Origin of the sequence: Brevibacterium aurantiacum (genome assembly GCF_900169065.1) — a bacterium.
Lineage (GTDB): Bacteria > Actinomycetota > Actinomycetes > Actinomycetales > Brevibacteriaceae > Brevibacterium > Brevibacterium aurantiacum.
The window spans coordinates 92060-110504 of the sequence record NZ_FXZB01000004.1 but is presented as its reverse complement, the minus strand read 5'-3'; the positions used below and the strand labels follow the sequence as shown (position 1 = coordinate 110504).

Here is an 18445-nt window from a genome sequence, read left to right as displayed (position 1 = left end):
TCCTGCGGGAATCGATTAGCAGAAGACAATCGGTTTATGAGAAACTGTTGTGGCTCAGCCTCGCGCTGAGCAGGCCGTGGTTCATTGCGAACCATTGGAAGCGTGTCCGAGCGGCCGAAGGAGATGGTCTTGAAAACCATTGTGCGGCAACGTACCGTGGGTTCGAATCCCACCGCTTCCGCAAAGTGAAGGCCCCCGTTCGCATCGTGAAAACGATAGCGAGCGGGGGCTTTTCGCATCCCTACCCTCAAACAGACTCTGGTTTGGCCTCTGGCTCTGGTTCGGCCTCTGGTTTGGCCTCCGGCTCGGACATCTCGGCATCGGCCTCAGGATCGTCGAAGCTGCGGACTGTCCGTTTGAAGCCGCGGGTCAGCACCGCCAGGTAGATGACGCCGATGGCCAGCCACACCACTCCGCCGATGAGAGCGGTCTCGTGCAGGCTCACCCACAGAATGCCGGTGAGAATCGCACCGATGGCCGGCAGCACCACATAGTTGAATGCTGACTTGACGTCGACGACCTGCCTGGTGCGGAACGCGAAGTGCGCGATGACCGTGAGGTTGACGAAGGTGAAGGCGATAAGCGCCCCGAAGTTGATCAGCGCGGAGATGAACTCGAGGCTGAACGACATCGCCAGCAGGCAGACCGCGCCGACGAGGATGATGTTGAACATCGGGGTGTGCGCCTTCGGGTGGATGTAGCCGAAGGCCTTGCGCGGGAGCACCCCGTTGCGTCCCATCACCAGCAGCATGCGGGAGACCGAGGCATGGGAGGCCAGGCCAGAGGCGACCGTGGCAGCAAAGGCAGCGGCCAGGAAGAAGCCCATGAAGACAGGGCCGCCGGTGAGGAGTCCGATCTCCGGCAGCGGATCGTCGACGACATTGAACTGCGAATTGTCGGGGAAGAGCTGCTGGGCGAAGTAGCTGGCGACGAGGAAGATGGCGCCGCCTGCGAGGACTGTCAGCAGAATCGCCTTGGGCATGAGGTTCACATGCTTGGCTTCGTTGGTGTACATCGTCACGGCGTCGAAGCCGATGAAGGAGAAGCAGACGACGGTGGCGCCGGTCAGCAGCGCGGACATGTGCACGCCCTCGTGCATGAAGGGTTCGGCGCTGAAGACGATTCCGGATCCATCGCCGTTGGTCAGGTTGACGACGGCGACAATGCAGAAGAGCGTCACCATTGTGACGGCGAAGACCAGGAGAACACCGTTGAGGTTGGCTGTTCCGCGCATGGAGACAGCAACAATGGCGGTCATGATCACGGTGTAGAGGACCACCCACACCCACGGCGGAGCGTCGGGGACCAGGGACTCCATATACAGCCGAGCGATGAGGCAGTTGACCATCGGCAGCAGCAGGTAGTCCATGAGTGAGGTCCAGCCGACCAGGAAGCCGAGGCCGGGACTCATGGTCTCTCGCGTGTACGTATAGGCCGAACCCGCTGTGGGGAAGACCTTGACCATCCTGCCGTAGCTGAATGCAGTGAACACCATGACGATGAGTGCGATGAGATAGGCCGACGGTACCGCCCCGTTGGTTTCATCCGACACGATTCCGAACGTGTCGAAGACCACCGTCGGCGTCATATATCCAAGGCCGAGCCCGACGATGGACCACAGCCCGAGGTTGCGTTTCAGTGAGCCTGACGCGGCCATATCAATCCTCCACAATGAGTCTTGCTAGATGGTGCAGCGATCGGATCCGGACCCGTGTGAGCACAGGAATGGAAGTGATCTGCGCCATAGATGCTATCCCGTGTGCAACCGAAAACGCAATCATTCTCACGAAATGAAACGATAACTTCACCTGTATCGCGCCATTCGCAACGAATCCAGTAGCCCAGGTTGCTGATTTCCGGGCGACCCTTCACACAGGGCCTCAAGCCCATCCCGACGCCGAGGTGGTGCTGCCCCACCGCTCCTCCCTGTCCCGCCTATCGAACGACTTTTCAGTGACTGTGGAAAGAGAGTAGGTTGATCAGCATTGGCAATGATGCTCGACGAAGAGAAGGCAAGGTCGAACAATGGCGATCGAATCACTCAGCTCCGCACAGTCGAAGGCGTGGAAGGACAGAGTCCTGCCCGAAGTGGAGAACGTTGCCGAAGGTGTCTGGGCGATTCCCGTCCCGATCCCGAACAACCCGCTCGTCTACACCTACTGCTACGCCGTCGCCGACGGTTCGGGTCTGATCCTCATCGATCCCGGTTGGGATGGCAAGGACCAGTACCTGGCGCTCACCTCGGCGCTGGGATCCCTGGGATTCACTGTCGCGAACGTCCACGGGATCGCGATCACCCACTACCACCGCGACCACATCGGGCTGGTTCCGGCACTGCTGCACAAGAACCCCGACATGTGGGTCGCCATGCACGGCGAGGACCTGCGCTCGATCAAGAAGTTCTTCTCCAAGAGCGTGGACCTGGGCACCGGAGTCGACCCGAGCATCAACATCGCCCGCGCCTACGGAGTGCCCGAGGATCGCTGGGACGAGGTCGAAAGCCTCCAGGTCGGCAGCAAGAAGGGCAAGGGCGAGGCCGGGTCGAAGAATGACTTCGCACTGCTGATGAGCAATATGCCCGACACCGTGAACATCCTCGAGGACGGCTCCGAACTGCCGCTGGAGTCCGGATCGCTGCGGGCGCTGTGGACCCCTGGCCACACCTACGGGCATTCGGTGTTCGTCCGCGACGAGGGCCAGCTGCTGTTCTCCGGTGACCATGTGCTCCCGACGATCACCCCGAACATCGGACTCGACAGCGGCGCGATCACGCACAGCCTCGGCGACTATCTCGGTTCCCTGGACAAGATCGGTAAGCTCGACGCCGAGGTGGCGGTCCTGCCCGCACACGGCTTCCGCTTCCAGGGTCTCCACGATCGCCGACGCGAACTCGTCGAGCATCACCAGCAGCGTCTGGACGAGATCACGGAACGCATGGACGCCACCGACGATCACAGCGTCTACTCGATCGCCCAGGGCCTGCACTGGTCGCGCGGATTCGACTCCCTGCACAACTTCAACCTGTTCGCCGCCCTGGCCGAAACGGCCGCTCACATGCACTACCTGGACATCGACGTCGGAGTGGGGTCACTCGTCCCGCAGTCGTGAGACGAACGAGCCCGCGCGAGAAGAGGAATCGACAATGAGCACCGAATACGTTCCCGCAGCCGAGGTCAGGCCCGAGACCTTCATGGTCCGAGCCTCCGACCACCTCCGGCGCGGCACCCAGCGCGGGCGTGAGCTGCGCACGGGCATCGAGTCCGCGATCGCCGGCTACCGGCGCTACTTCGAATTCCTGTCCATCGCCGAGGCGGATGTCCGTGCCGCGGCCGCGTCGAGTCTCGCGCGTCTCCAGGCCTGGTCCCCGGAGGCCGCCGAGGAGGTGGCAGCCGTGGCGCAGGGAGCTGAGATCCCCGTCGAGGAACTCATGGAGGTCATCGCCCGCACAGAGATCATGACCCTGGCGCCGGCCTCGGCGACGGAGTGCTCGACCGTGAGCTTCACCCGCCCCGGAAGCTCGCTGGCCGCACAGAACTGGGATTGGGCCGCCGACTTCTCGACACTGTGGCACATCAACGATGTGGGTGCCGTGCCCGGGCAGCTGCGCCACGTGGGCATCGCCGAATACGGGATGCCAGGCAAGATCGGACTCAACGAGGCAGGCGTCGGCGTCCTGCTCAACATTCTCAAGCATGAGGGCGACGGGGCCGGGGGAGTGCCCATCCACATGATCCTCGAGCGGGTCCTGTCGACGGCGAGCACTCTTGCCGAGGCGCTCGAGATCATCCACTCGGCACCCACCACATCATCGTCGATCATCACGGTCGTCACCGCCGACGAGGTGGTCCAGGTCGAGATCGCCAACGCCGAGAAGCGTGAGCGTCGAGCCGGTGCGGGATTCCTGCTGCACACGAATCACTTCCTGCACCCCGAGCTCATCCCCGGCAGCCTCGAGCTCAATGCGACCTCGACCTCCCGTGCCCGTCACGCTCACCTCGAGCAGCGACTCGAGGACTACGCCAAGCAAGTGGGAACATCCGGCGGCCCCGAGTCGACGGCCGACCTCACCGACCTTCTGACCACCGGTCCGGGCGAGGCGCCGGTGTCCTGCACTCCGGATCCAGGTGCCACCTATGGGGATCGCTCGGCGACTCTGGTCACCGTGCAGATCGACCCGAAGCGCAAGCAGTTAGACCTGGCTCCGGGTTCACCGGCGGACGGGATGCAGGGCAACCGTCGCTATCAGCTCTGAGCTGTCAGCCTCAGGCCTTGTCCGTCTCGGCGCTGCCTTACTTGGTGCCGTCTGGCTCAGCGTCGTCTGACTTGGCGCCGTCACCCTCGGCGGCTGCTTCGTTCGCGGCTTCCTCTTCGCGCATCGAGATGATGGTGTCGAGGCCCGAGGCGATCGAGTTCGAATCCTCAAGCGCCGTCTGGGCTAAGCGCCAGGGCACCATGTCGAGGTTTTGGTCGCCGACGCGGAAACGCACAAAGGGCTGCCTGCTGCGGGGATCATCGGGTTCGAGGTCGGCACCGTAGCGCCACTGTCCGAAGCCGATGCGCCGAATCGTCTCACCGATGAAGCGCATCGCTCCGGCGACGAACTCGGTCTCCTCTTCCGTCATCATCTCGTCACGCGAGTCGTAGCGGGCCTTGAGCTGCTTGCCCAAGCGCACCAGCGCCTCGCGCCCGAACTCCCACGAGGACGGGTCGGCCTGTTCCTGGGTCCAGGCGGCGATGCCCGGTTCCACGGTGCCGATGAAGCGGGTGAGGAACTCGACCTCTTCCTCGCTGGAGTTCTCAGCCGTGAGCATCCCCATCGCCAGACCGGTGCAGCTGCGCTTCGGCTCACCGTCACCGCCGAGATTCTCGCGAGCCTTGCTCAGGACTGCCGTGAAGACCTCGGCAGTACGGGCGTCGACCGCGGCGAGGATGATCGCCAGAATCGGGATGGGCTCACCCTTCAGCGGCCCTTCCTCGGTATCCGGACGGATGAACGGCATCCCGTTTCCGGTCTCTTCGTCGTGGTCCCAGGCTCCGCCGATCGCACGGAGATAGGTCTCGCCGAGGTAGCGGATGAGGCCTTCGACGAATCGGCGGTTCTCCGGGTCGATCACATCGTCGGGAGTGGGGAAGCGGGAGAGGACGAAGAGTTCGAGCATCGGCAGGGATTTGGGGCCGAAGTCCTTGGGGAACTTCACCGTCTCCCCGTCTTCCTTGTCGAAGGTCTCGGGCAGGTCGGCGAGGACGAACGCGCCGAGGCGGACGTCCATGTTGTTGATGAAGGCGTAATATTCGCGCTGTAGTTCATTCACGCCAACCACCTTAGTGCCTAGCGGCCGGTCCTGGGGCTGACTAGAGGTTCAGTAGGCCGAGAGCCCGGGCTGTCGGGAGGCCAGGACGCTCAGGGCTTCTGCGAGAAGTCGAGCAGTCGGTTGAGGATGCGCACCATCTGCGTGGAATCGATCTCGACGACCTCGTGCAGATCCTTCCCCGCAGCTGCGCGCAGGGATGACTGCGTGTGGATGGCGGTGAGCGCCTCGATGAGGTCCTTGAGTGGAATTGTCGAGGCGGCTTTCGCGAAGCCGATGGCGTTCTCGATCAGCGATTGGATCCGCTGGACCTGGAACGAGCTCAGTTCCGCGTACCTGGGGTAGAGCTCAGGTGTGCGCAGACAGTACAGCTGGATTTCCTGCTCAGCGATCACCTCGGCGGCGGTGGACCTCTTCTGACTGAAGGTGTCGTCGATGAACTCCGTGAGGAAGCCTTCGATGTTCTCGGGTCGACTGGAGTTGAGGCGATCGCGCCAGCGTTCGATGGCGGCGTCGAGCATGTCGAGGTCGCGGGAGGTGCGCTGTTCGATCGTGGCCAGAACCAGATCGTCGCGGCTGGAGAAGTTCGAGTAGAACGCGCCGCGAGTGAACCCGGCGGCCTCGCAGATCTCCTCGATCGAGGCGCCATCGATGCCTTTGTGGGCGAAGACGGACATGCCCGCCTCCACCAAGGTGGATCGGGTCTGCCGTCTGCGGGCGCTGAGATTGTCTGTATTCATCGAACATTTCATCGTCGGGGTGGTCGCGGTGCTGGTGTGGCTGTGGTGCTGTCGCACAGGCTGTGCTGTGTCGGTCCGTGCGGGTCTCTGTCGGCCTGGGCATCCGATGAGAATCTTCACGAAACTCCTGATGCATTTGCGCTGAGGGCACTGAGTCAACAACAATACAATACTGTATCCAATACACTTTTGTATCGAGGTCTTCGTGTCAACATTCCTGTACGCTCTGGGTCGTCGTGCCTACCGCGCTCCCATCCGATTCATCGCTCTGTGGTTTGTGATCTTCGCGCTCGTCGGCGCCGGTGTCGCGGCCTTCGCGAAGGACTTCGACAACGACTTCACCCTCCCAGGGTCCGAAGCTCAGGTCGCACTCGATTCGATGGAGACGACCTTCCCAGAAGCCTCAGGTGTGGGCGCCTCCGTCATCGTCGTCGCCGCCGATGGCGACTCGGTCAATGACTCCACGTACAAGGATGAGATCGAGAAGGAAGTCGATCGGCTCGAAGACCTCCCTCACGTCGACGCCGTGACCTCGCCGTTCGACAAGATGGTCAAGGGTGCGATCAGCGAGGACGACTCCGCTGCGATGATCTCCGTCCAGTACGACGGCACCCAGCAGGAGGTCGGCGAAGCGGCCCCCGACCAGCTTCTCGACGAACTGGATCCGATCCGCGACGCCCTGCCCGAGGGCTCCCAAGTCGAAGGCGGAGGCCAGCTCTTCCAGATCACCGGCGTGGAGATCTCCTGGGTCGAAGGCATCGGCGTCGTCATCGCCTTCATCGTCCTGCTGCTCACCCTCGGATCCTTCCGCGCTGCCGGCATGCCGCTGATCACAGCACTCATCGGCGTCGGCATCTCCGTTCTCCTGGTCGTGGGATCCACGGCCTTCGGCGCAGTCAACTCTTCATCGATCATGTTGGCGCTGATGTTGGGCCTGGCGGTCGGCATCGACTATGCCCTCTTCATCGTCTCCAGGGCCCGGGCACTCCTGGCCGAGGGACATGACCCGCTCGAAGCCACCGGACGGGCCGTCGCCACCGCCGGATCGGCCGTCGTCTTCGCGGGCATGACCGTGATGATCGCGCTGCTCGGCCTGTCCCTGGCCGGCATCCCGTTCCTCACCGTCATGGGCATCGGCGCCTCCGGGTCCGTCGTCGTCGCCGTGCTCATCTCCCTGACGATGGTTCCCGCGCTGCTGGGATTGGTCAAGGACAAGATCACCCCCAAGCCGACGAAGCGCTACCGTCGGGCGTTCGCAACCGCGCAGGAGAAGGCGGGCGACTCCGTCTCTCGGTCTGAGATTGCCGCCGAGGCGGAGGCTGAGGCCGGTGAACCGTACCCGAAGACGATCATGAACAAGTTCTTCGCCGGTTGGCTGCACGTGGTGACGAAGATTCCGCTGCTGACGGTCGTGATCATCGTCGGTGGACTCGCATTGTTCGCCATCCCTGCCTCCAACCTCCAGCTCTCCCTGCCCACTGCAGGCAGCCAGGAGGAGGGCACGCCTGCCCGCACGAGCTATGACCTCATCGACGAGCACTTCGGTCCCGGCTTCAACGGACCGCTGGTCATGACGAGTGAGATCGTGACCTCCGACGACCCCCTCGGCGATGTCGAGAAGATCGAGAAGGAGATCGAGGACGTCGAAGGCGTCGACCAGGTCATCCTCGCCACCCCGAACCGGGACGCGACGACAGCTCTGTTCCAGATCATTCCGACCACGAGCTCCGAAGATCCGGCGACTCTCGACACCGTCGACCGCCTCCGTGATCTGAGTGCCGACATCGAGGACGAGGACGGTTTCGAAACCGCGGTCACCGGTGCGACGGCGATCCAGATCGATGTCTCTGATCAGCTCGGCAAGGCGCTGGTGCCCTTCGGCATCTTCGTCGTCGGCCTCTCGATCATCCTGCTCATGATGGTCTTCCGTTCGATCTGGGTGCCGATCAAGGCCACCGGCGGTTTCCTCCTGTCCGTCTTCGCCTCCTTCGGCACCGTGGTCCTCGTCTTCCGCGACGGACTCTTCGCCGGTGCGATGGGCATCGATTCGACCGGTCCGGTGATCAGCTTCCTGCCGATCATCGTCATGGGCATCCTCTTCGGGTTGGCCATGGACTACGAGGTGTTCCTCGTCTCCGGAATGCGCGAGGCCTACGTCCACGGTGCGAGTGCCCGGGGTGCGATCAAGGCCGGCTTCGCCTCGTCGGCCCGAGTGGTCTCGGCCGCGGCGATCATCATGTTCTCCGTCTTCGCCGCCTTCGTTCCCGCGGGTGAGCCGATCATCAAGTCCATCGCGCTTGCCCTGGCCTCGGGAATCTTCGTCGACGCCTTCCTGGTGCGCATGTCCTTGGTGCCTGCAATCATGCAGATGCTCGGCGACAAGGCCTGGTGGCTGCCGAAGTGGCTCGACCGCATCCTGCCCCGCCTCGATGTCGAAGGAGAGGGCCTGGCCCACGAGGTGGCTCTGCGAGATTGGCCGGAACCGGACTCCGAATACCGGGTCTACGGTCGCGGCATCGCCGTCAGCTCGGGTCGACGCGGATTCGCCCAGGTCGACATCTCGCTCTCACCGGGCCAGATCCTCGTCGCCAGCGGCCAAGCACGCAAGGCATTGCTGCTGGCTCTCTCCGGTCGCGTCGGACTGACCGCCGGTGAGATGAAGATCGGAGACATGGTCCTGCCCGAACATGCCGGACGGGTGCGTCGTCGTGTCCCGTACTTCGACCTCGATAAGAACGGGCCGGGGACGATGCCAGGGTCACGCGAGCTCTCACAGCTGCGCACCTCGGCGCCGGACCTGCTCATCATCAGCGAAGCAGGTGCACTGGCCGGAGAAAGCGGCCGGGACGTACGCGATCTACTCTTCGATCTGCAGGCCGAGGGCACGGCAATCGTGCTGGGTCTGCCCGACGGCGACATCACCGGGATCCTGTCCCCGAACACGAACTACTTCCACCTCGATCTCGATGAGGCCAAGCCGGAGGCTGAGCGTGGAACCGACAATGACAACGGCGGCGTGCAAGCTCACGCGGCCGGTCGCAGCGAAATGGAAGGCGTGCAGTCGTGAGACTCGAACGTGCGAACTCGAAACGGCCCGTGACCTGGCTGTCCCTCTTCGGTCTGGTGCTCATCCCGATCATCGTGGCCGCTGGATTCATTCTGGCCACGTACAACAGCACCGATCGCCTCGATACGATCGAGGCCGCGATCGTCAACAATGACGACGGCGCCGAGGTGGATGGTGAGACCGTGCCGATCGGCCGGCAGCTGACCAGCGGGCTTGTGGGTGAAGAGGACAACAACATCCATTGGGTCATCACCGATGAGGACGATGCCGAGAAGGGCATGTCCGATGGGACCTACGCAGCGACTCTGACGATCCCCGAGGGCTTCTCCCGGGCTGTGACCTCGGTCAGCGATGCCAAGTCGGCAACTCAGACGCAGCTCGACGTCGACGTCTCCGGAGTCGCTCCGGCCGCCGACACCCAGATCGCGCAGTCCGTGGCCGGAGTGGCACGGACAACCTTCAACACGCAGATGACCGAGACCTACCTCGACAACATCTATGTCGGCTTCAACGACATGGGTGATCAGATGAAGGACCTCGGAGACGCCGCCGGTGAACTCGACGAGGGTGGCGAAGAGCTGGCGAAGGGGACGGAGAAATCCGCGAGCGGGGCCGGTGAACTCTCCGCCGGTATGGACAAGCTCGACTCTTCTGGATCCGAACTCAGCAAGGGCGCCGGAGACCTGTCCAAGGGTGCTGGTGAACTGTCGAAGGGCACCTCTGAACTTTCGGGCGGTCTCCAGGACATGAAGAAGTCGACGGCGGATCTGCCCGACAGCACGCAGAAGCTGGCTGACGGTGCCGGAGAGCTCTCCGGGGGAGTCGACGAGTACACGAAGTCCATCGACCAGATCATCAAGGGCTTCGCCGGTTCCGGTGACTCCGGCTCCGGCGAGGGCGGTCTCGATGATCTCCTCAAGGGCGGCAAGGACCTCGACAAGGGTGCCCAGGGAGTCTCCGAGGGTGCAGAAGGCCTGTCAACGGGTCTCGGCCAGTACCGCGACGGGCTCCAGGAAGGCGCCGACCAGGCCGATCAGCTGGCCAAGAGCGGAACCGTGACCGGTCTCGATTCGCTGGTGTCGGCGGGCATGATGACCCAGGACGAGGCCGATCAGGCACGTGCTCAGATGTGCCCTGCCGGCACACCGGACGAGGTCTGCGCCGGCATTGAGAAGGCCTACGCTCAGGGGCTGCTCAACGGCACCTCGGGTGGCCTGAACAGCGCCGTCGACGGTCTGGAGCAGAAGCAGGACGGCGAGTCGCTGCTCGGCGGAGCGGACAAGCTCGCCGACGGTGCGGGTGAACTCAGCGACGGCATGAGCAAGTTCGTCAAGGGACTCGAAGACGGCCTCGGTGAACTCACCAAGGGCATGGAGGACATCTCGAAGAATGCTCCGAAGCTGCTCGAGGCCTCGAAGGGCCTGCGCGATGGTGCCTCCGGTGTCGCCGAAGGCAATCAGAAGCTTGCCGACGGAATGCCGGAGCTCAGCGACGGCATCGCCAAGGTCGCCGATGGTTCGAGCGAACTCGACGACGGTGCCGGACAGCTCTCCGATGGACTCGGCGAATTCTCCGCGGGACTCGACCAGTACACGACCGGTGTCTCCACTGCTGCCACCGGCACCTCTGACCTTGCGGCCGGACTGGACACCCTGTCCGAGGGCACAGACAAGTATTCGCAAGGAGTCGGCAAGTTTGCCGACGGTGTGAAGAAGGGCGCGGACGAGGTTCCCTCCTATTCGGCACCGGAGCGTGACAAGCTCTCCACAGTCGCCTCGGAGAACATCAAGTCGCCGGACTCCTCCGACGCGGGCGATGTGCTGCAGGGATCGACTCTTGCGCTGCTCATCATGCTCGCCCTGTGGGTCGGCGGACTCGTCACCTACACGGTGCTCAAGCCGATCCCCGCCTCGACTCTGCTCTCGACGAAGTCCTCGGTGGCCGTCTGGCTGCGCGGATTGGTGCCTGGCGTAATTGTGGGACTGCTGCAGGCCCTGGTGCTGTCGATCCTGGCGGTGACTGTGTTGGATATCGACGCCGTCCAAGGCTTCGACATCGCGGTGTTGACGTTCGTCTCCGCGCTGGTGTTCATGGTGCTCAACTTCGCACTGGTGGCGTGGTTCGGCGGCGTGGGCAGGTTCCTGTCGGTGATCGCCGTGGTCCTGGCTGTAGCCGGCCGAACGATCGGCGCGGTGCCCGGCTTCTTCGACTTCCTCGCCCCGATCCTGCCGCTGACGCCGGCGATGAACGGCTTCGCTGCGATCACCGCCGGAACCACGGGCGTGGCCGCTGCCTATGGCGGCCTGCTGGCCTGGGCGATCATCGGAGTCGTGATGTCCCTCCTCGCGATCGTGCGAGCCAGGACCACGAAGCCCGAAGCCGCCCTCGAAATGGCCGACGCCTAAGGGGAGACCCGCTTGGCGGGTGCCGCCTGCGTGGGGAGTGTCCCGCGTGGGTGCCGCCTGCGTGGGGCTGTTCAGGGAAACAGCTCCATCGAAGTTGAATAGCTCTGCTTTAAAGGCGAGCTATTTAACTTCGATGCAGCACCAGCAGGAACTCGCGCGCTGCTGCACCTTCAGATGAGGTCGAGGATCGCTGCTGCCGCGGCGTGGGAGTCGTTGAGAGTTGCGGCGTTCGTATTGGGGTTCGCTGCGATCGCCAGCCCCCATTGGACCGAGGAGAGTTGAATGGACAGCGCGAAACGGCGGGGGTGAACAGCGCCCTCCACGTCGATCGTGCGGTAGGGCCGCGGGGTGAGCGCGAGCCCGTTGAGGAACTTCTCGCGGCCATCATCCAAGGTCAGGCGGGCAGGCGTGAGCTGACCGCGTTCGACCATCCCATGCACCAGCACATCGGCTGCCCTGGACACCGCGTTCGTCGGTGAAGCCGCATCGATGACCACACTGCCGGTGATGTCGCCTGCCACCTGCGCCGAGGTGACTGTGAAGATCTGCGGCAAAGGATCCCCGGTTGGAGCCGCGGGCCACCCGCTTGCAGGTGTTGCACCCACGTCCGCAGGTGCAGCGACCTCGGGACTCGCTTCGATGCGCATATCGGGGCCGATGAACTCGACGAGGCCGGCTTCGGCCAGTGCGAGAAGCTCGGCGATGCGCTGCGGGGGAGGACCGTCGCAGATGCCGGAGACGAAGCTTTCGAACCAGCCGCAGATCTCCATGTCGATGCTGACTCGGTCGATGTGGCCGGCCACGATGAGCTCTTTGAGCAGCAGTCGAGACTGCCAGAGCACGGTGAACAGCGATTTCTCAGCGCTGCCCTCTGGCCCGGACAGAGAATCATGAAGGTCGTTGCGGAGGAAGTCGAGCATCCACTCGTGCAGAGAATTGGTCTCCCGGGGGCCACGACTGTCGAACTCTCGACCTTCGAGAGGATTGAGCAGCTCGTGCAGTGACATGCGGTGGGCCGGATCGGGGACGAGGCTCTCCTCGATCTCCGACCATGCGAAGGCCTCACGGGTGACACGACCCTGCCGCGCAGCCTCGGCGCCTTCGTGCTCTCGGGACTCGGCCGCGCCCGTGGCTGCGGAGTCCCCGCTGCCAGCACTGGTCTCGCGCGTCTCGGGGTGGGTCTCCTGCCAGGTGCGCCTGGTCAGGTGTCGGGACACCGCCTCGGCGATGGCCTCACGCAGCTGACCGGGATCACCGGCGAATGCTCCGGGACGGATCCGGGACAGGGTGCTGTAGTAGGCGAGACGGAGATCGGCGAGGATCAGCGGCCACAGCTGGTCGTTGAAGCGCGCACCGGCTTTGCGGTCGCCGTCGAGGTCATCGAGACCGGCCAGCAATGCGATGTTCTCCCGCGTGAAGTAGCGCAGCGGCCACGGTGAGCGCGGGTGGGCCTGGCAGATGGGTTTGCTGCGGTAGGGGACGCCGCGACGGGAGCCGAGCAGCAGACGAGGTTCCTCACCGCTGCGCACATAGCGGAGCTCGCCCGCGATGTCGGGACCCGGGTCGAATCGGCCGCCACGTTCGTGCGTGAACAGGGTCTGCAGATCGAAGTAGTTCAGGCCCATGCCACGGACGATGACACGGTTGCCAGGGGCCACCTCGGCGACGGGAGCTTCGGCAGGCAGGCCCTGCGGGATGTAGAGCCCGCCGGAGCGCTGCGCGAAGGCCGCGAGCCGGGCACGCTCATCGGTCTGCGCACTGGGAATATGGCCGACGGCGAGGACGACGGCGGAGGCGATGATGGCGGTGCCATCCTCACAGCGAACCAGCTGCGGCGGCACGGTCTCGGGATCCGCGGACGTGTGGCCGAAAGGTTCGACCGGCGGGAGATCGATGACCGATTCGACCTTCGTGGGGTGCTCGACGATCTCGATGAAGTCGGGTGCCATGTCGCGGATGCGAGCGTAGGCATCACGCAGATAGCGGCCGTAGAGAGTCCGGCTGGGGAACGTCGCGTCGACGGGATCCGTTCCACCCATGTCGCGATACCACTGCGCCATATCGGGGCCGAAGCGATCGGACGCGGCGCCGGAGTCCGCAGCAGTTTCGGGGGAGACGAAGGAGCAGCTGGAGTCGGGGAAGATCGTCTGTTCGGCAATCGTCGTGTTCATCAGCAGCGTCTCGGGCTGATCCGTGCGCCAGACGATGCCCGCACCCGGAGGGTAGGGGTCGATGAGGTGGATGACGATCGCGGGCGGGGTGTCAGCACCCACACCAGTACCAGCACCGTCGCCGTCGGCGCTCGAGAACCGTTCGGCGGCGAGGGCGACGAGCCTCTCGAGGACCGAGAGTCCTCGCGGTCCGGCGCCGATGATCGCGACCGAGTGGGCCTGCGAGTCCAGGCTTTCGGCGCTCGAAGCGCTCGTCTCAGCTGAGCTGCTGGTTCCTGACCATGGTGAAGAAGTCGTCACCCTTCATCTCCGGCTCCCGGGCCTGGATAGCCGGGGAAGTCGTCGCCGGGCTTGAAGCCCTTCGGGTAGCACTTGCCTTCGGCGTTGGGCTCGCCGGGCTTCGTGGTCTCGGTGGGCTCGCCGCCCTCTTCTTCGGCGGGCTGGTCCTCGGCAGATGCCTCCTCCGAGGGAGACTCCTCCGAAGGTGCCTCCTCGGCGGTGTCCTTCTCCTCATCCGTGGTCGGCTTGTTCGTCGGTTTCGCGGTCTCTTCGCCATCGGACGCGCCCTTGACCTCGCCGAGGATCCACTTGTGGAGGACGTCGAAGTCGGGGTCGTAGGTCGGGGTGACGTCGTTGTTGATCTGCACCGTTGTCACGTCGCCCTTCTGCATGGCGACAGCGAGTTCGATGAAGGCCGGGACCTCGTTCTGCGGGATCGAGGTGGCGATGTTCTGAGTCGCTGAGTTCGCGAGCTTCGGATACGCCGTCGCGAGTTCGCGCGGATCGATCTGGTCGAGGGTTGTTTTGATCATGCGCTGCTGACGGCACATGCGGTCGTAGTTGTCGCTGCCTTCACGCGACCGGACGTACCAGAGTGCGTCCTTGCCTTTGAGTGTCTGCGGGCCCGGGTCGACCCAGCCGTAGACCTCGTTGGCGACTCCAGACATCGATTTGCCGCCGCCCATCGGGATGGGACGTTCGACGTCGATCTTCACACCGCCGATGGCATCGACGACGTCTTCGAACCCGGCCATGTCGACCGCAGCCCAGTAATCGAGATTGAGGCCGAGTGAACCCTCGACTGCCTGCATCGTGGTGAACATACCCGGCTCCAGGCCATGGGTGTCGCCGATCTTGTCCTTGTTCTCCTCGCCCCACTGCCAGACGGAGTTGATGAGGTCGACCGAGGGTTGGCCCGTGGGCCGAAAGCCGTCGGGCCAAGCCTTCTCCAGTTCGCTGCCTTCGGGGAAGATCGGGAACGCGAGGTTACGCGGCACTGAGATCAGGGCGGTGTTGCCTGTCTTCGTGTCGATGGAGGCGACGAGCATGGTGTCGGGACGTGTGCCCTCGCGGTCATCGCCGTTGTCGCGGCCCATGAGGAAGACGTTGATGTAGGGCTTGTCGGCCCAGAGGTCCTCGGCGCTCTTGGAATGTCCTGTGCTGTCGCCGAACAGGCTCGAGACCGTATCGCCCTGGACCCGGGAATAGACCGAGCCGACGCCGAAGGGAATGCCGATGATGAGCGCCAGAGAGACGACGAGCACGCCGGCCAACTTGTTCTGCCACGAGGTATAGCGGTGCCCTTTGCGCAGCCCGAAGTGGGAGATCACGATCACGAGGATCCAGATCACGCCGATGACGGCGAGGACGATCGCGAGGAAGGTCAACATCGTCGGACTTGAGACGACGGTGCCGAACGCGCGGATCGGTCCCTTGATGAGGACGTAGACGAGAGCGACGAGGAAGGTGAGGACGAATCCGCCGAGCAGGATGAAGCCCAGGGGACGGAAACGTGTGCGCAGCAGCCCGATGCCCGGGAGCAGCGTGCTCAGCGAGGTCCAGCCGACAAGGCTGGGGAAGGCTTCCCCGACTCGTGAGGAGTGGCGACGTGCGCGCGGAGCCTCGTCCGCGGACGCTGCCTCGGCCTCGCGGCGGTCCCTGCGCCGTTGAGGTGCTTCCGCTTCGTCGGCGAAATCATGTGCTGATTCCCTCGCCGAGGTGGGGCGGTTGTTCCGTGCGCCGGTGGGCCTGCTGGACTCGGCAGCGAATGTCGCTGGCGCGCCGGGGGAATGCTCCGTTGTGGAGGCGCTGTGGTCCCGGGCCTTGTCATCGTGTGCTTGGGCGGCCGATGCCACACCTGCTGCTGAGGCGCCGCTGGCTCCTGCTGCGCGAAGCATCCGTGCTTCGCGGCGGGTCCGTGGCGCTACCGGGCGAGGTGTCGGTGCCTTCGACTGGTTCTGCTGAGAGTTCGACTGGTTCTGTGCTGAGGACGAGTTCTGAGACTGTGCGGGCCTCCGGCCGGACTGTGACTGAGCTCGTGACTGCGACTGCGACTGTGACGGCGTCTGTGGCTGCGATGTCGGGCGGAGCGAATTGGATCCATCGTCACTGGCTGTGGCATCACCGCGGAATCGAGGACGAGAAGAAGCGCGGAGCCGATGACCAGCAGGGCGTGAATTGGGGTCGTTCCCATTCGGCCCGTGCTTGTCAGGGGGAATCTCTGGCAAGTTCTTAACTCCTCATAAATTACGTCTCGTGCTATATGCGTTGCTCACGATGCAGGCCATCGGCGCGCATCGTGGACGATGTCAGCGCAGGGGGCACCTCCGTAGCATCGTTCCCGAACCCGTCAGAGAGCAAACCGCAGAGCACTTCAGATCGATTTTACGCTTGTACATTGATGAATGCTGGAATTCGCGTGTACGTGAGCATGGGAGTCTGGTCGCCATCCCCTTCTATTCGGCGATCCACCCCTGAGATGTTTATGATCAAGGCCACTCTTTGCCCGCACATTTTGCTCTTCGCCATTGGTTTCGCATAGGCTGTTCCCCGTAGTGCAAACTGCAGATTCGACGCTCTCTTCGCAGAGTGGCATCGAGTCAGTATTTGGAGTCGTGGCTGAGCGGCCGAAAGCGTCACCCTGCTAAGGTGAAGTCCCTTGAACTGGGGACCGAGGGTTCAAATCCCTCCGACTCCGCGTTGTTCGAAACCCCCGTCTGACCAGGTGAACACTGGGCAGGCGGGGGTTTTTCGTGCGCTCGCTCCCGCCGCGTGCCTAGGCTCACGCCAGACTCCCACTCACACTGGCATCCAGACTCTGGTGTGATCGGCCCCGATCCTTTAGGCTCAGGATTGTCAGTCAATCCTGTGTTGGCTGACATTTGCGTCTACGAGAGGGCAGTGTCATGAAGATCTTGGTGGTCGGAGCAGCAGGGCACGTCGGAGGAGTTGCTCGAGCCGAACTGGAAACCCGAGGGCACCAGGTCATCGCAGCCTCGCGGTCGACAGATCCCGGAGTTGATACCTCGGACCCTGAATCGATCGCTGCGCTGCTCAAGGCCGTCGGGCGAGTCGATGCCATCGTCGTCGCGGTCGGTGCCGCGGCATTCAAGCCGGTCACCGAACTTTCGCGTGAAGACTATCTGGAGGCCTTCACATCAAAGGCCCTGGGGCAGGTCGAATTCGTCACGCAGGGCCTCGACTACCTTAATGACGGTGGTTCGATCACTGTCACCACCGGTGTGCTCAGCCGGGAGCCTGTGCCGACTGCCGCTGCGGCAGCATTGGTCAACGGCGCCGTCGAATCGTTCGTCATCTCCGCAGCACCTGAGCTTCCGCGCGGCATCCGGATCAACGCGGTCAGCCCCAATGTGCTGGCGAACTCCCCGCACTTCCACGACGCATTCGCGGGAATGGTCCCGGTTACTGACGAACAGGTTGCTGCGGCCTTCGTGCGCTCCGTCGAAGGAAACGTCACCGGCAGGGTTCTATCTGTCTGACCCAGTCCGTGATTCGACCGAACTCAACAATCGATACCGATCAGGAGGCGTCGGAGTGGACTCATCGAAATCAACGAAGAATACCGTGGGACGCCCAACGGCAGGCACGTCGGCATCGCAGGCCCCGCTGGACTCTTCCTCGAGCGCGGCACGGACTCCTGCGTCCAACACGGAACGCAGGCAGCGCGTCGTCGATGCAATCAAAAGGCGGATCATCCTCGGCGAGATCCGCCCGGGCCAACGCATCATCGAAGCAGAAATCACCTCTTCTCTCGACGTGAGTCGCCCCACCGCTCGCGAGGCGCTCAATCAGATGGCCAGGGACGGCTTTCTCATTCAGGAGGCCTATCGGGGCCTTCGCGTGGCCGATATTGAGGCCGATTCCCTTCTGGAGATCGCTCGAGTCAGGGTCGCCCTCGACACGGAGGCGATCAGCGAGATTCTCGCCGACCAGTCTGGGCAGCGCATGGCCGTGCTGGAGGCGGCATGGCGGAAGTTCGAGAAGGCGACAGCGGGATCGGATCCGCTGGCTCTTCACGAGGCGCACGTGGAATTCCACCGGGGCATCTGGGAAGCGGCGGACAACTATCTGCTCATGCGCATCTGGCCGGTGATGGAGGCCCAGATGACCATCGTCTTGGCCTATGACCAGTTCACCCGGACGAATCCCGCACGGGCTCATGCCATCCATGCGGCACTGATGCGCGCGATTCGCACCGGCGATCCGGCGCAGATCCGCACTGCTCTCGACGTACACACCATGGACAGTGCGCAGGAGCTGGCACTGCTGGCTCCCGGCTCGGCTGAATGACCGGTCCCGAGGCGTGATCGGGGGAGTCGCTCCACCCGTGGTGGAGGCCGTCAGGAAACTCTGTGCCGAAGAGCATTGACGCGGTCAGATCGAGTGCGTAGCGTAAACCTCAGAGGGATTGTCATACAATCCCTGCGGCCTGAGGCTGCGGCCAGCGGCGGTC

11 protein-coding genes and 2 tRNA genes are annotated in these 18445 nt (G+C 63.7%); 8 read left to right on the top strand and 5 right to left on the bottom strand.

Features of this window, described 5'->3' with window-relative positions; all coding sequences use genetic code 11:
• Positions 1–96 precede the first annotated feature (96 nt).
• Positions 97–181, top strand: a tRNA-Ser gene (locus tag BAUR9175_RS04135).
• 66 nt (positions 182–247) lie between these two features.
• Here the strand turns inward: BAUR9175_RS04135 and BAUR9175_RS04130 are convergent.
• Positions 248–1657 carry an APC family permease gene (locus BAUR9175_RS04130; protein WP_101583035.1) on the bottom strand — a complete coding sequence of 470 codons (1410 nt, stop codon included), beginning with the start codon at positions 1655–1657 and terminating at the stop codon, positions 248–250.
• A 368-nt stretch (positions 1658–2025) separates the two neighbouring features.
• Between BAUR9175_RS04130 and BAUR9175_RS04125 the strand changes: the two genes are divergently transcribed.
• Together BAUR9175_RS04125 and BAUR9175_RS04120 are read left to right on the top strand one after the other, a co-directional pair.
• Positions 2026–3108, top strand: a complete 1083-nt coding sequence (locus BAUR9175_RS04125; RefSeq protein ID WP_069600953.1) for an MBL fold metallo-hydrolase — start codon at positions 2026–2028, stop codon at positions 3106–3108.
• A gap of 34 nt (positions 3109–3142) precedes the next feature.
• On the top strand, positions 3143–4252 hold the full coding sequence (locus BAUR9175_RS04120) for a C45 family autoproteolytic acyltransferase/hydrolase (RefSeq protein WP_101583034.1): 1110 nt from the start codon (positions 3143–3145) through the stop codon (positions 4250–4252).
• A gap of 37 nt (positions 4253–4289) precedes the next feature.
• Here the strand turns inward: BAUR9175_RS04120 and BAUR9175_RS04115 are convergent, their stop codons facing one another.
• Positions 4290–5312: a hypothetical protein gene (locus BAUR9175_RS04115; protein WP_096146279.1), complete on the bottom strand. Its 1023-nt coding sequence runs from the start codon at positions 5310–5312 to the stop codon at positions 4290–4292.
• Positions 5313–5401: 89 nt separating this feature from the next.
• Positions 5402–6049 (bottom strand): TetR/AcrR family transcriptional regulator, encoded by a 648-nt coding sequence (locus BAUR9175_RS04110; protein WP_009882568.1) that lies wholly within the window; start codon positions 6047–6049, stop codon positions 5402–5404.
• 205 nt (positions 6050–6254) lie between these two features.
• Between BAUR9175_RS04110 and BAUR9175_RS04105 the strand changes: the two genes are divergently transcribed.
• Positions 6255–9116, top strand: a complete 2862-nt coding sequence (locus BAUR9175_RS04105; RefSeq protein WP_101583031.1) for an MMPL family transporter — start codon at positions 6255–6257, stop codon at positions 9114–9116.
• Positions 9113–11521: a YhgE/Pip domain-containing protein gene (locus BAUR9175_RS04100; RefSeq protein ID WP_101583030.1), complete on the top strand. Its 2409-nt coding sequence runs from the start codon at positions 9113–9115 to the stop codon at positions 11519–11521. Before BAUR9175_RS04105 ends, BAUR9175_RS04100 begins: the two co-directional genes overlap by 4 nt.
• A 170-nt stretch (positions 11522–11691) precedes the next feature.
• Here BAUR9175_RS04100 and BAUR9175_RS04095 read toward each other — a convergent pair whose 3' ends face one another.
• Positions 11692–13992 carry an FAD/NAD(P)-binding protein gene (locus BAUR9175_RS04095; RefSeq protein ID WP_096162023.1) on the bottom strand — a complete coding sequence of 767 codons (2301 nt, stop codon included), beginning with the start codon at positions 13990–13992 and terminating at the stop codon, positions 11692–11694.
• Positions 13989–15869, bottom strand: coding sequence for an LCP family glycopolymer transferase (locus BAUR9175_RS04090; RefSeq protein WP_101583028.1), 1881 nt, complete (start codon positions 15867–15869; stop codon positions 13989–13991). Before BAUR9175_RS04090 ends, BAUR9175_RS04095 begins: the two co-directional genes overlap by 4 nt.
• Before the next feature lie 711 nt (positions 15870–16580).
• Here BAUR9175_RS04090 and BAUR9175_RS04085 point away from each other — a divergent pair.
• The 3 genes from BAUR9175_RS04085 (at position 16581) to BAUR9175_RS04075 (ending at position 18282) form a co-directional block, all read left to right on the top strand.
• Positions 16581–16669 (top strand) — tRNA-Ser (locus tag BAUR9175_RS04085).
• Between the two features lie 208 nt (positions 16670–16877).
• Complete coding sequence (locus BAUR9175_RS04080; RefSeq protein WP_009882562.1) at positions 16878–17471, top strand: short chain dehydrogenase; 594 nt, start codon at positions 16878–16880, stop codon at positions 17469–17471.
• Positions 17472–17526: 55 nt separating this feature from the next.
• Complete coding sequence (locus tag BAUR9175_RS04075) at positions 17527–18282, top strand: GntR family transcriptional regulator (protein ID WP_069600948.1); 756 nt, start codon at positions 17527–17529, stop codon at positions 18280–18282.
• Positions 18283–18445: the final 163 nt, after the last annotated feature.